Genomic DNA, 13,128 nt, shown 5'->3' with positions numbered 1-13,128 from the left:
CCGTTCCCCCTGATGCGGACGCTGGCTCCAGGCCATCGATGCGTCAGCCCAAGCGGGGCGATTTCGAGCTCAAGTCCTTCATGGACAGCTCGAATCTGCGGGGCTCCTGGCAGATCGCCAACACCGTGATCCCCTATGCGGCCCTGTGGTGGGTCGCCGACTGGAGCCTCCAGCACGCTCCCCTGCTGCTGCTCCCCACCATGGTCGTCATGGTGCTGCTGCTGGCCCGCTGCTTCTCGCTGATGCACGACTGCGGCCACGACTCCCTGTTCCGCAGCCGGCGGGCCAACCAGGTGTTCGGCTTCCTGCTCGGCGTGATCAGTGCCATTCCCCAGTACCCCTGGTCCCGCGGCCACGCCTACCACCACCGCCACAACGGCGACTGGGAGAAGTACCAGGGACCGTCGGCCCTGGTCACCACGGGGGCCTTTGCCGCCCTCAGCCCCGGCCAGCAGCGGTTCTACGGCGTGCTGCGCCATCCGGCGATGCTGTTCCCCGGAGGCTTCTTCTACCTGGTGATCAAGCCCAGGGTGGCCCTGATCCTGGGGCTGGCGGGCTTCTTCCGCCATCTTCTGGCCTGCCTGCGCAGCCCGCAGCCGATGGGCCTGGGCCAGATCCTTTCCAGCTACCGCTCCAGGCACTGGTACACCCAGGGGGAATTCCGCCATCTGCTGGCCAACAACATCGCCGTGATCGGCTCTTGGTGGTTGATGGCCCACTGGCTCGGAGCCGGCGTGTTCTGGTCGATCTACGCCCCGGTGATGGCCTGCGCGGCGGCGATCTTCATCTGCATCTTCTTCGTCCAGCACAACTTCCCCGGCTCCTACGCCCACGCCACCGCCGGCTGGAGCGAAATGACCGGGGTGCTGGAGGGCACCAGCGACCTGGAGCTGCCGCCGATCTTCAACTGGTTCTCGGCTGACATCGGCTGCCACGCCATCCATCACCTGTCGTCCAAGATCCCCAACTACCGGCTGCGGGCCTGCCACGAGCGCAATGCCCACCTGCTGGCGGGGGTGCGGCGGCTGTCGCTGGCCGACATCCCGGGGTGCTTCAGCTACATCCTCTGGGACCCCCAGGCCTGCCGCCTGACCACGATCGAGGCGCTGCGTTCCGCCGCTCCGGTCCCCGTCGCCAGCTGAACGGCGCCAGGAGGACCCGATGCTGCGCCAGAGCCTGAGCCAGTTGGAGGTGTCCACCCATGGGGAGGGATTCGATGACATCACCGGGGCCCTCAACCGGTTGATCGCCGCCAGCGGCCTGGTGCTCGGCACCGCCACCATCGCCAGCCTGCACACCTCCTGCAGCCTGACGATCAACGAGAACGCCGACCCCAGGGTGCTCGTCGATCTCGCCGCCTTTCTGCGGGCCCTGGTGCCCCCGGAAGGGGTGCGGCCCCTGAGCGGCCAGGGGGAGCGGCGCCCCTGGGTCCACGATGACGAAGGGCCCGACGACATGCCCGCCCACATCCGCACCGCCCTGACCTGCACCAGCCTGGTGCTCCCCTTCCAGTCGGGTCGCCTGCTGCTCGGCACCTGGCAGGCGGTGTACCTGTGGGAACACCGGGCCCGACCCCACCGCCGCCGCCTCAGCCTGCATCTGCTCGGCGAATGACCTCCTGCTTTCTTCCCCCATGGCCGCCCAGCCCCTGACCCCCGCCCAGATCGCCGCGTTGCCCGCCGATCTGCCGCAATGGACGCTGCGGGAGGGCAAGCTGCACCGCGAACTGCGCTTCGCCGATTTTTCCGCCGCCTTCGGCTTCATGGCCCGGGTGGCCCTGGCCGCTGAAGCGATGGGCCACCACCCGGAATGGTGCAACGTCTGGAACCGGGTGACGATCAACCTCACCACCCATGACACCGGTGGTCTGTCGAACCTGGATGTGGAACTGGCCCGCAGGATTGATGCGTTGCTGAAGACGTCGAATTGTTGAGTCGTCATCCACTTCTGCGGCGCATCTGCAGCAGCTGAGTGAACACGCATCCGTCTCTGTGAAGATCCGGTGAGTGTTGGCCTGGCTTTCCCATGCGGCGTTTCCTTGCATCCCCGTCCACCCGCCTCGGGGCAGGCCGATTGCGCAGGGCCTGTCTTCTCGGCAGCACCCTGGTGACCTTCTCGGCGGCTTCCTCCGCCGAGGCAGCCCCGTTCCGGTTCGAGACGGTGGTCAACAATGCCGACCTGATTCCGGGCACCTCCAGACTCTTCAATGCCTACAACCCACCGTCCATCAATGGCTCCGGGCTTGTGGTGTTCAGGGCCAGGGGCCGGGGTGGCAGTGGTGGCCAGCCGCCCACGGGCATCTTCACCCGTGATCTCCTCGATAGCGCCTCGCCCCGTCCGATCTTTGCGATCGCGTCGCGGGGAGGTCTTGTGCCGGCTCCGAACAACACGGGTGCCACCTTCACCGAGTTCCCCTCGTTCCCGCGCATCGATCTGAACGCTTCGACCACCGTCGCCTTCCGTGGTCAGTCCAGCCCTGTCTGGCAGTCGCCCGATGGCTCGCTGGGGACCTCGGGGATCTACAGCAACCCTCAGGGCAGCCTGATCACCGGAGCCAGTCAACTCGGAGCACTGGCCACGTTCAACTACTTCAGCGTGCCGTCATCCACCGGTCCGACGGGCCTGAAGTTCGATCAGTTTCCCGGTGCCCCCTCGGTGACCGACAACACGGTCGTCTTCAAGGGCAACTGGACCGATGCCCAGGGCGTGGGCAGAACCGGGGTGTACTTCCGCGATCTGGTCGCCGAGGGCGGTGTGGCCCCTGTCCGTCTCATTGCCGACAGCAACACCCCGATTCCCGGTGATGTCCAGAACCGCAATTTCGGATCCACCGCGCCACCGAGCGCGGCGCTGAACAAGGCGGTGTTCCTCGGCGTGGACAACGAAGAGGCACCCTCGGCTGGGGGGATCTACCTATCGTCGCTGCTGGGGAATCCGACGTCTCTGACGTCCCTGGCCAGCATCGGCGGCCTCACCAATCTGACGGATACCGGTGGGCTCACCAACATCGGCGAAGTCCTCTCCTTCAATGGCCGTTCCGTGGCCTACTGGGGCGCCTGGGGCTCCGAGACCATCACCCAGCAGGTCTCCTGTGCGGGCTCCGGGAACGAGGCGAGGCTTCAGTACTGCCAGGAGCAATCCGAGAAACCCGAAACCGGTGGGGTGGGCAACGGCAACTTCCAGTTCGAGATTCCACTCCATCAGGGCATCTTCGTCACCGATATCGCCTCCAAGCTCACCAGGCTGATCGCCAGCACCGGTGAGCAGTTCTCGTCCTTCCTGTCCTGGAACTTCTCCGGTCGCCCGCCCGGCGTCGGGGAAGGGGGCGATGAGGAAGGGGATCAGGAGCTGGCCCGCTGGCGGTCCTCCTCATTTCTGGCCCTTGATGAGGACAGCCTGGCCTTCAAGGGTGTCGACCTCGGAACGGTGGATGGCATGGACGACGTCTTCAAGGAGGTGATGTCCGGTCTCTATGCCGCGGAGACCGATGGAACCCCTGACATCCGCACCATCGTTGAGACCGGGATGGATGGCGGGCTCATCGATCCGGAGGCCGCCGGCATCCCGATCGTGGCCGTGGGAATCGAGCGGGACGGTTTCCGCAACGGCCGGATCGCGTTCGCGGCCAGCATGGCGCTGGAGGGCGAAACCGAGGAGGACAGCCTCAGCTGGGCGGGGGTCTACGTCGCTGGTGAGCCCCAGGGACCGGTCTCGCCGGTTCCTGGCCCCCTTCCCGTTCTCGGTGTGGGAAGCGCCTTTGCCGTCGCCCGCCGGATCCGCCGGCGGATTCGGCTGAGTTCCTGAGGGGCCCCGTTCCACCGCGTCTTCCTGGGGCCGTTGCGGGCCGGCCCCGGCGGCGTGTCTAGCTTCCCTGGGTGCTCCCCCCGCCCTGCTGCGCCCCATGGGATTTCGCTACCTCGATCGGATCGCCACCAAGGAGAACATCCAGGCGTTCCTCGAACTCGCCGATCTGGCCGCCGGAGCCGGTGCTTCCGCCAACAACGTCTTCCTGCTCTCCCATCGACTGCGCCAGTCCCGTCCGATGCAGGTCTGCCGGGCGTTGCTGGGGCGGGACCCGGCCGCCAAGGCCCTGATCGAGCAGCGGCGGCTCAGCGGTCCCTATGACGCGGCCGCCCTGCGGGCGCTGCCGAAGGGGACCCTGGGGCATACCTACGCGACGGTGCTGGAAACGATGGGGTACGACATCAACTTCTTCCCCAAACCTGAGTTCTACGCCAACCTCGAAACGGACGCCGATTACATCAACTACCGCGTCTACGCCACCCACGACATCCATCACATTGTGAGCGGCTTCAGCCTCGACAATTTCGGCGAACTCGGTGTGATCAGCATGAGCGTGGCCCAGTTCTCCCATCCCGGCCTGGCCTTCACCGATCTGATGGCCCTGCTGCTGAACTGGTTCCGCAACGACACGCCCATCGACGAACTGGACACCCCTGCCGAGCAGGCCCGCACCGCCAGCTACGCCTTCGGCATGATCAGCAAAGGTCTGCACATCGGCGCCGAGGCCCAGCCGCTGTTCCCGGTGATCTGGGAGGAGCGGATGGGCCAGGACCTGGAGGAGCTGCGGGCCGAGCTGGGCGTCACGGCGGTGAAGGAGGGGACCTTCAGCTGGTACGCCAACCCCTCCCTGGTGGCGGCGCTGGCCGCCTGAGGCTTCAGACGAGGGCGGGCAGCCGGGAGGGCTCGGCCGCCCTGAAGTGCAGCCGCGGCGGTTCCGACCCAGCTTCCACCTCCACCACGATGGTGGAGCCGCTCAGGTAGGTGCCGGCCAGGATCGCCTTGGCGATCGGCGTCTCCAGTTCGCGCTGGATGGCCCGCTTGAGGGGCCTGGCGCCGTACACCGGGTCGTAGCCCACGGCGGCCAGCCAGTCGAGGGCGGCCGCGTCAAGCTCCAGGCCCAGCTTCCTGTCCTCGAGCCGCCGGGCCAGCCGCTGCACCTGCAGTTCCACGATCTGGCGCAGTTCCTCGGCCTTGAGGCTGTGGAAGATGATCGATTCATCCAGCCGGTTGAGGAACTCGGGGCGGAAGTGGCCCCGCAGGGCCTCGTTCACCCGCTTCTCCATCTCGCCGTGGCGGGCCGGATCGCCGGCCAGATCGAGGATCGAGGCGCTGCCGATGTTGCTGGTGAGAATCAGCACCGTGTTGGTGAAGTCCACCGTGCGGCCCTGACCATCGGTGACGCGGCCGTCATCGAGGATCTGCAGCATCACGTTGAACACATCGGGGTGGGCCTTCTCCACCTCGTCGAAGAGGATCACGGCGTAGGGACGCCGCCGCACCGCTTCGGTGAGCTGGCCGCCCTCCTCGTAGCCCACGTAGCCCGGAGGGGCTCCGATCAGCCGTGACACGGCGTGCTTCTCCATGTATTCGCTCATGTCGATGCGCACCATCGCCTCCTCGCTGTCGAACAGCTGGGACGCCAGCGCCTTGGAGAGCTCGGTCTTGCCCACGCCGGTGGGGCCGAGGAACAGGAAGCTGGCGATCGGGCGGTTGGGGTCGGACAGGCCGGCCCGTGAGCGCTGGATGGCGTCGGCCACCGCCGTCACCGCCTGCTCCTGGCCGATCACCCGGGTGTGCAGTTCGTCCTCGAGATGGAGCAGTTTCTCCATCTCCGACTGCACCAGCTTGCTGACCGGGATCCCGGTCCACTTGGCGATCACCTCGGCGATGTCGTCCTCGGTGACCTCCTCGCGCAGCAGGTTCTTCTCGCCGGCATGGGCGCTCAGCTCGGCTTCCTTGGCGGCCAGCTTCTTGTTGAGCTCCGCCAGGGTGCCGTACTCCAGTTCGGCGGCCTTGTTGAGGTCGTACTGGCGCTTGGCCTGCTCCACCTGCAGCTGCACCTGCTCGATCTCCTCCTTGATGGCGGAGAGTTCGTCGATCGAGCCCTTCTCCTTCTGCCACTGGGCGTTGAGGCTGCTCTGCTGCTCGGCCAGGTCGGCCAGCTCCTTCTCGAGCTTCTCGAGCCGGTCGCGGCTGGCGGGGTCTGATTCCCGCCCCAGCGAGAGCTTCTCCATCTCCAGCTGCAGGATGCGGCGATCGAGCTCGTCGATCTCCTCCGGCTTGGAGGTGATCTCCATCTTCAGGCGGGCCGCCGATTCGTCCATCAGGTCGATGGCCTTGTCGGGCAGGAAGCGATCGGCGATGTAGCGGCTGCTCAGCACGGCCGCCGCCACCAGGGCGTTGTCGGCGATGCGGACGCCGTGGTGCACCTCGTAGCGCTCCTTGAGGCCCCGCAGGATCGAGATCGTGTCCTCCACCGTGGGCTGGTCGACGAACACCTGCTGGAAGCGGCGCTCCAGGGCCGGGTCCTTCTCGATGTGCTGGCGATGCTCATCGAGGGTGGTGGCGCCGATGCAGCGCAGTTCGCCCCTGGCCAGCATCGGTTTGAGCAGGTTGCTGGCATCCATGGCACCGCCGGTGGCGCCGGCCCCCACCACGGTGTGGATCTCGTCGATGAACAGGACGATCTGGCCTTCGCTGGAGGTGACCTCCTTGAGCACGGCCTTGAGGCGTTCCTCGAACTCGCCGCGGTACTTGGCGCCGGCGATCAGGGCGCCCATGTCGAGGGCGATCAGCTGGCGGTTCTGCAGGGCCGTGGGCACGTCGCCGTTGACGATCCGCTGGGCCAGCCCCTCGACGATCGCCGTCTTGCCGACGCCGGGTTCGCCGATCAGCACCGGGTTGTTCTTGGTGCGGCGCGAGAGGATCTGCACGGTGCGGCGGATCTCCTCGTCGCGGCCGATCACCGGATCGAGCTTGCCTTCCCGGGCGGCGGCGGTGAGATCACGGCCGTACTTTTCGAGGGATTCATAGGTGCCCTCCGGGTTCTGGTCGGTCACGCGTTGGCTGCCCCGCACGGCCATCACAGCCTCGCGCAGCTTGCGCTCGTCGGCGCCCGACTGGGACAGCAGCTGGCGGCCGCAGCGGTCATCGCCGGCCAGGGCCAGCACCAGGTGCTCCACGGCGATGTAGCTGTCCTGGAATTCCTGCTTGAGGGCGTCGGCCCGGTCCAGCACCGCGTTGAGCCCCTTGCCCAGGTAGACGTTGTCTGGCGCGGTGGCCAGGCTGGGCTGGGCGGCGATGAAGGCCTCCAGCTTCTGGCTCAGGACGCCCAGGTCCACGCCGGCCTTCTCCAGGATCCGGCTGGCCAGGTCCTGCTGGGCCAGCAGGGCGGCGAAGAGGTGCTCGCTGTCCATCTGCTGCTGGCGCCGCTGCTGGGCCAGTTGCTGGGAGGCCACCACGGCGCCCCAGGCCTTTTCGGTGAACAGTTCGGCGGTGGGATGCATGGATGGAGTTCTCCCTGCGGACGGTGGCTGAAGCCAACGTATGAATGCCGCCGGGATCGGCCGAGAGGGAGGACCGAACCGCGGCGTTCGGCCCTCCTCCCCGGGGGTGGGCAGGCCGTACCGACAGGGGTGGCCAACCGCCCGGCGGGGGGCCAGGAGCTAGGGGCCCACGAACGCGGGCATGGGCACCTGGTAGCCGCGCTGCTGGCCGCAGAGCTGGCTGGGGCAGCCGTCCGGGCCGTAGAGAGCATCGGCCGCCGACAGGCAGCCCATGCCGTTCTTCTGGGCCACCTGGGACGGGTGGATCCGCAGCGGCTGGAGCACCGCTTCGCTTCTGGGCACCACCAGTCGGCAGGGGGCAGGCGACAGCCCGGGTCTGGCCTCAATCGCCAGGGGTTGGTTGGGACTCTGCCCCTGGGCCAGGGCGGGCGCCGCGGCGGCGGCCATCACGGCCAGGGGCATCCCTGCCGACAGCAGGCCCCCCAGCAGGCCCGGCAGCAGCCCGGCAGAAATGGGGATCGCCATGATGGGAGCTCGGCTGCGCCCCATTCTCGCCTCTGCAGCCATCCCGTCTCCGATGCCCTCTCCCGCCGACGACCAGGCCCTGGTGGCCGACCTGGCCCAAGCGTCCCTCACGCTGGGCGGTGCGGCCGAGCCGGAGCGGGACTGCTGGCGGGTGGTGCACCGCCATGTCCACGGGATGCTGCCGAGCGAGTACGACATCCGTGAGGTGCCCGAGGAGCTCTACCTGGCGGTGCTGGCCGCCCGTCGTGCCCTCAGCTGAGCCATGAAAAAGCCCCGGCAGTGCCGGGGCTCAGGACGGCTGGAGTCGCCGGCAAGGGAAAGGAGGGTGCGGCGGGACCAGGCCCAGCCTGGGATCAGGCCCAGCCCTTGGAGGCCATGTCCTCAACGTAGGCCGCCACGTCAGCGATGTCACCCTCGCTGAGCTTGCCGCCGAAGGCGGGCATGGCGTTCTTGCCGTTGGTCACCTGGTAGGCGATGGCGGCCTCGTGGCCGGCGTCGTAGTTGGCCAGGTAGGAGGCCAGGGCATCGGCCTTGAGGGTGCGCTCGGCGTTGACCACGTTGCCGCCGCCCATATGGCAGGCGGCGCAGTTGGCGGAGAAGATCTGGCCGCCGTGGGCCGCATCGGCGGCGAAGCTCGGGGCGGCACCCAGCACCAGCGCCAGGCAGAGAGCGAAGAGGGAAAGAAGACGACGCATGGGAGGGTGCAACGGAAGGTGCCTGAAGGCACTTGCAACGGGCACAAATTAGGCAATGGCCGCCCCCCGGTGGGGGCCTCCGACACATTCGCAACAATTCAGCGGCCCCGGTGGGGCACCCCCGCCGTCTCCAGCACCGCCTCGAGGGTCGGGGCGAAGCTCACCAGGCCGAAGCGCTCGGGCGGGCTCACCGGCTGGTGCACGAAGTGGCGCTGCCGGATCGAGAAACGGTCCCAGGCATTCACCTCGATGCGCAGCAGCTTGATCAGCCCCTCGATCAGCCAGCCGCGCAGGTCGATGCCGATCGGGGGCACCCACACCCGCCGCCAGCGGCACAGGGAAGCCACGGCGCCGTTGATCGTGATCGGCGCCTGGCCCAGCACCAGCCGCCGCACCGGACCCTGGTCGGGCTCGGGATTGGGGCCGTGGGGGGTGGTGGCCAGGTGGGCGCAGACGGTGGCGATGTCGGCGGCGTGGATGAAGTGGAAGCTGGCGTCGGTGCGCAGCCAGCGGGCCAGCCACAGCCAGCCGAAGGCCTCCTTGAGCCCGGCCGTGAGGTAGCTGGTGGGGTGGGGATCGGCGCCGGCCACCGCGCCGCCGAACACCAGGGTGGGGAACACGGCCACGATCCTCGGCGCCAGGGGGTGGCGCTCCAGGTCCTGCAGGCAGGTGGCCTTGGTCTGGATGTACTCGGTGCCGTAGTCCATGGCCTCCGGCAGCAGCTGCAGCCGGCGGTCGAGGATGCTCGCGGTGGAGAAGTAGATCACCTGCTGCAGGCGATCCGGGTCGGTGAGCCGCAGCAGCTCCTTCACGGCCACCACGTTCACCGCCTGGGCCCGCTCGGGATCCCCCCAGGCGGTGGCGGTGTGGATGATCCGGTCGGCGCTGGCGATGGCGGCGGCGTGGGGACCGAGCTCCCGCAGGTCGCCCACCAGCAGGGTGATGCGGGGGTGGTCGGCGGGGACGGCACTGAGCTTGGCGGGATCCCGCAGCAGCAGCAGCAGGTGGGCGTCGCTGTTGGCCAGCAGGTTTTCAGCGATGTACTGGCCGACGCAGCCGCTGGCGCCGGTGATCAGGATCCGCTGGGGCCCGGAGGTGGGGGCGCTCAAACAGCGGCCCCCAGCAGCTCGTTGACGGCTTTGCCGGTCTCGAAGAAGACGCGGGCGTTGTCCTCAGGGGTGCCGGGCAGGATGCCGTGGCCCAGGTTGAGGATGTGGCGACGGCCGCGGGCCTTGCGCACCGTGTCGAGGATCCGCTCGCGGATCGCCTCGGGGGTGCCGAACAGCAGGCCGGGGTCCACGTTGCCCTGCACGCCCAGGTGCTGGGGCAGGCGGGCGCAGCCATCGGCCATGTCCACGGTCCAGTCGAGGGAGATGAAGTCCACCCCGGTGGCGGCCATGCGCTCCAGCACGCCGGCGCTGCCGGAGATGTAGAGGATCAGGGGGGTGTCGGGGTGGGTGGCCTTCACCTGGTCGATCACCCGCTTCTGGTAGGGGGCCGCGAACACGTCGTAGTCGATCGGGCTGAGCTGCCCCGCCCAGGAGTCGAACAGCTGCACCACCTGGGCGCCGCTGTCGATCTGATAGCGGACGTAGGTGGCGATCGAATCGGCCAGGTGACCCAGCAGCTGGTGCAGCAGGGCGGGCTCCTGGAAGGCCATCGCCTTGATCACCGAATAGGTCTTGGAGCTCTTGCCCTCCACCGCATAGGCGGCCAGGGTCCAGGGCGCGCCGACGAAGCCGAGCACCGCTGCGGCGTTGCCCACGTCGGCCCGCAGCCGGCCCAGCACCTCACCCACGAAGGGCAGGGCCTCGGCCGGATCGAGGGGGCGCAGCGCATCCACCTGGGCCTGGCTGCGGATGGCGGGCTCGATGATCGGCCCCCGGCTCTCGATGATGTCGAAGTCGATGCCCATGCCCGGCAGGGGCGTGAGGATGTCGGAGAAGAGGATCACGCCGTCGGGACGGAAGGCGTGGAAGGGCTGCATCGAGATCTCGTAGGAGAGATCGGGGTTTTCGGAGCGCTCGCGGAATCCGGGATGGCGGTCGCGCAGGTCGCGGTACACCTTCATGTAGCGGCCCGCCTGGCGCATCATCCAGACCGGCGGCCGCTCCACCTGCTCACCTCGGGCGGCGCGCAGCAGCAGGGGGGCGGATTCGGTCATGGGGCCGGTCGGAAGGTCAACGGCGAAACCTAACCGAGCACCCCCGGCCTCCGGCCACTCCTGTCACCAGTCGTGGCATGGGCGCCACAGGAGCGCTCAGCCCTCGCCGATGGCCGGCCGCTGCAGGCTGCGGGACTCGTCGAGACGGAACACCACCACGCTCAGGGGCGGCAGGCAGAGCTCCAGCGAGTTCTCGTAGTCGTGGATGGCCCAGGCGTCGGTGAAGCGGCCGCCCAGGTTGCCGAGGTTGCTGCCGCCGTAGCGGCTGCTGTCGGTGTTGAAGACCTCGGCGTAGAAGCCCTCCAGGGGGACGCCGACCCGGTAGTGGGAATGGCTCTGGGGGGTGAAGTTGGCCACCACCACCACCCAGCGGCCGCTGCCGCTGTCGCGGCGCATGAAGCTGATCACCGAATGGCGGTTGTCGTTGCAGTCGATCCACTGGAAGCCGTACTGATCGAAGTCGTCGCCCCACAGCGCCGGCTCCGATTTGTAGAAGACGTTGAGGTCGTCCACCAGGTTGAGCAGGCCGTTGTGGGCCTCGTACTGGAGCAGCTCCCACTGCAGGTCACCCCAGACGTTCCATTCGGCCCGCTGGCCGAACTCCATCCCCATGAAGATCGTCTTCTTGCCGGGGTGGGTCCACATGTAGGCCAGCAGGGCGCGCACGTTGGCGAACTTCTGCCAGTCGTCGCCCGGCATCTTGTGGAGCAGGTTGCTCTTGCCGTGCACCACTTCATCGTGGCTCAGGGCCAGCATGAAGTTCTCGGTGAAGGCGTACCAGATCGAGAAGGTGACGTGGTTCTGGTGGAACTGGCGGAACCAGGGATCCAGCTCGAAGTAATCGAGCATGTCGTGCATCCAGCCCATGTTCCACTTGAGGTTGAACCCCAGGCCGCCCATGTCGGTGGGCTGGGTCACCATCGGCCAGGTGGTGGACTCCTCGGCGATCGAGAGGGCGCCGGGGAAGTGCTGGAACAGCACGTGGTTGGCCTGCTGCAGGAAGCGCACCGCCTCCAGGTTCTCCCGCCCGCCTTGCTCGTTGGGCAGCCATTGCCCGTCCGGACGCAGGTAGTCGCGGTAGAGCATCGAGGCCACGGCATCGACGCGGATGCCGTCGATGTGGAACTCCTCGAACCAGTAGATGAGGTTGGCGACGAGGAAGTTGCGCACCTCGTTGCGGCTGTAGTTGAAGATCAGCGTGCCCCACTCCTTGTGCTCACCGATGCGGGGATCGGCATGCTCGTAGAGATGGGCGCCATCGAAGAAGGCCAGGCCGTGGCCGTCCTTGGGGAAGTGGCCGGGCACCCAGTCGAGGATCACGCCGATGCCTTCGGCGTGGCAGCGGTCGACGAAGGCCCGGAACTCGTCCGGGCTGCCGAAGCGGCTGGTGGGGGCGTACCAGCCGGTGACCTGGTAGCCCCAGGAGCCGTCGAACGGATGCTCGGAGACCGGCATCAGCTCGATGTGGGTGAAGCCGCGGGCCTTGACGTAGGGGATGACCTTGTCGGCCAGTTCCGGATAGGTCATCAGCCGGGCGCCCGGCTTCAGATCGGCGGCGGACACCGGGGGCCGGGGGCTGCCGTCGGCTTCGATGAAGGGCTGGTCGGCGGCGGCATGCATCCAGCTGCCCAGGTGCATCTCGTACACCGCGATGGGATGGGGCAGGGGATCGCGGCCATCCCGCTCCTCGATCCAGGTGCCGTCGTTCCACTGGTAGCGGCCCAGTTCGGCCACCACCGAACCGGTGTTCGGCCGGATCTCGTGGCGGAAGCCGTAGGGGTCGGCCTTCTGATAGCAGTGGCCGTTCTGGGCCCGCACCTCGTACTTGTAGATCTGGCCGGCGCCCAGGCCGGGGATGAACAGCTCCCAGATCCCCCCGAGGCGCTGCTGCATGGGGTGATGGCGGCCGTCCCAGCCGTTGAAATCACCCAGCAGGGCGACGCTGCGGGCATTGGGGGCCCAAAGACAGAACTTCACCCCGGTGACGCCCTCGCGCTCGATCACATGGGCGCCCATGCGCCGCCAGATGTGGTGGTGATTCCCCTCGGCGAACAGGTGGCGGTCCAGTTCCCCCATCCACTCGTGGCGGAACGCCCAGGGATCGTGCTGCTCGTGCTCGATGCCGCCGCGGCTCACATGGACGCGATAGCCGCAGCCGGGATCGGCGTCGACGCGGGCCTCGAAGATCCAGGGGTGGTGGGGGTTGGCCATGGCCAGCCGCTCGCCGCCATGGAGCAGTTCCACCGTGTGGGCGTCCGGCATCCACACCCGCACCACCCAGCCGCTGTCATCGAGGGGCTGGGGCCCGAGCACCGAGAAGGGATGGTCGTGGCGGCATTCCGCCAGCCGGCGGGCATCCTCAACCATCCATTCGAGGCTGGGCAGGGCCATGGAAGAGGAGGCGTGCATGCGCCGGGAGCTTACGTCGGTGGGA

At 68.0% G+C, this 13,128-nt stretch carries 12 protein-coding genes; 6 read left to right on the top strand and 6 right to left on the bottom strand.

Features of this window, described 5'->3' with window-relative positions:
• Positions 1–38 precede the first annotated feature (38 nt).
• The 5 genes from H6G99_RS12150 to H6G99_RS12130 all read left to right on the top strand — a co-directional run bounded on the left by H6G99_RS12150 (position 39) and on the right by H6G99_RS12130 (position 4,675).
• On the top strand, positions 39–1,142 hold the full coding sequence (locus tag H6G99_RS12150) for a fatty acid desaturase (protein WP_190611734.1): 1,104 nt from the start codon (positions 39–41) through the stop codon (positions 1,140–1,142).
• A gap of 19 nt (positions 1,143–1,161) precedes the next feature.
• The gene (locus H6G99_RS12145; RefSeq protein ID WP_190611733.1) at positions 1,162–1,614 is read left to right on the top strand and encodes a secondary thiamine-phosphate synthase enzyme YjbQ; all 453 of its coding nucleotides are present in this window, start codon (positions 1,162–1,164) and stop codon (positions 1,612–1,614) included.
• A 19-nt stretch (positions 1,615–1,633) separates the two neighbouring features.
• On the top strand, positions 1,634–1,933 hold the full coding sequence (locus H6G99_RS12140; protein ID WP_094587128.1) for a 4a-hydroxytetrahydrobiopterin dehydratase: 300 nt from the start codon (positions 1,634–1,636) through the stop codon (positions 1,931–1,933).
• Between the two features lie 140 nt (positions 1,934–2,073).
• A complete protein-coding gene (locus tag H6G99_RS12135; RefSeq protein ID WP_190611732.1) occupies positions 2,074–3,804 on the top strand; it encodes a hypothetical protein in 1,731 nt (576 codons plus the stop codon).
• A 97-nt stretch (positions 3,805–3,901) separates the two neighbouring features.
• Entirely contained in the window at positions 3,902–4,675 is a 774-nt protein-coding gene (locus H6G99_RS12130) for a Coq4 family protein (protein ID WP_190611731.1), read from the top strand.
• Positions 4,676–4,679: 4 nt separating this feature from the next.
• Here H6G99_RS12130 and clpB read toward each other — a convergent pair whose 3' ends face one another.
• Positions 4,680–7,310, bottom strand: a complete 2,631-nt coding sequence (gene clpB, locus H6G99_RS12125; protein ID WP_190611729.1) for an ATP-dependent chaperone ClpB — start codon at positions 7,308–7,310, stop codon at positions 4,680–4,682.
• A 159-nt stretch (positions 7,311–7,469) separates the two neighbouring features.
• Complete coding sequence (locus H6G99_RS12120) at positions 7,470–7,835, bottom strand: hypothetical protein (protein WP_190611728.1); 366 nt, start codon at positions 7,833–7,835, stop codon at positions 7,470–7,472.
• A 52-nt stretch (positions 7,836–7,887) separates the two neighbouring features.
• Between H6G99_RS12120 and H6G99_RS12115 the strand changes: the two genes are divergently transcribed.
• Positions 7,888–8,094, top strand: a complete 207-nt coding sequence (locus H6G99_RS12115) for a DUF8662 family protein (RefSeq protein WP_190611726.1) — start codon at positions 7,888–7,890, stop codon at positions 8,092–8,094.
• A 94-nt stretch (positions 8,095–8,188) separates the two neighbouring features.
• Here the strand turns inward: H6G99_RS12115 and H6G99_RS12110 are convergent, their stop codons facing one another.
• The 4 genes from H6G99_RS12110 to glgB all read right to left on the bottom strand — a co-directional run bounded on the left by H6G99_RS12110 (position 8,189) and on the right by glgB (position 13,085).
• Positions 8,189–8,530, bottom strand: a complete 342-nt coding sequence (locus H6G99_RS12110) for a c-type cytochrome (RefSeq protein WP_015107789.1) — start codon at positions 8,528–8,530, stop codon at positions 8,189–8,191.
• A gap of 98 nt (positions 8,531–8,628) precedes the next feature.
• Positions 8,629–9,639, bottom strand: a complete 1,011-nt coding sequence (locus H6G99_RS12105) for an NAD-dependent epimerase/dehydratase family protein (RefSeq protein ID WP_190611724.1) — start codon at positions 9,637–9,639, stop codon at positions 8,629–8,631.
• Positions 9,636–10,694 (bottom strand): uroporphyrinogen decarboxylase, encoded by a 1,059-nt coding sequence (hemE, locus tag H6G99_RS12100; RefSeq protein ID WP_094587142.1) that lies wholly within the window; start codon positions 10,692–10,694, stop codon positions 9,636–9,638. Before hemE ends, H6G99_RS12105 begins: the two co-directional genes overlap by 4 nt.
• 96 nt (positions 10,695–10,790) lie before the next feature.
• Positions 10,791–13,085, bottom strand: coding sequence for a 1,4-alpha-glucan branching protein GlgB (gene glgB, locus H6G99_RS12095; RefSeq protein ID WP_190611723.1), 2,295 nt, complete (start codon positions 13,083–13,085; stop codon positions 10,791–10,793).
• Positions 13,086–13,128: the final 43 nt, after the last annotated feature.

Source organism: Synechococcus sp. FACHB-909 (assembly GCF_014698945.1).
Taxonomy (GTDB): domain Bacteria; phylum Cyanobacteriota; class Cyanobacteriia; order PCC-6307; family Cyanobiaceae; genus Cyanobium.
This window is presented reverse-complemented; position numbering and strand designations above follow the sequence as displayed.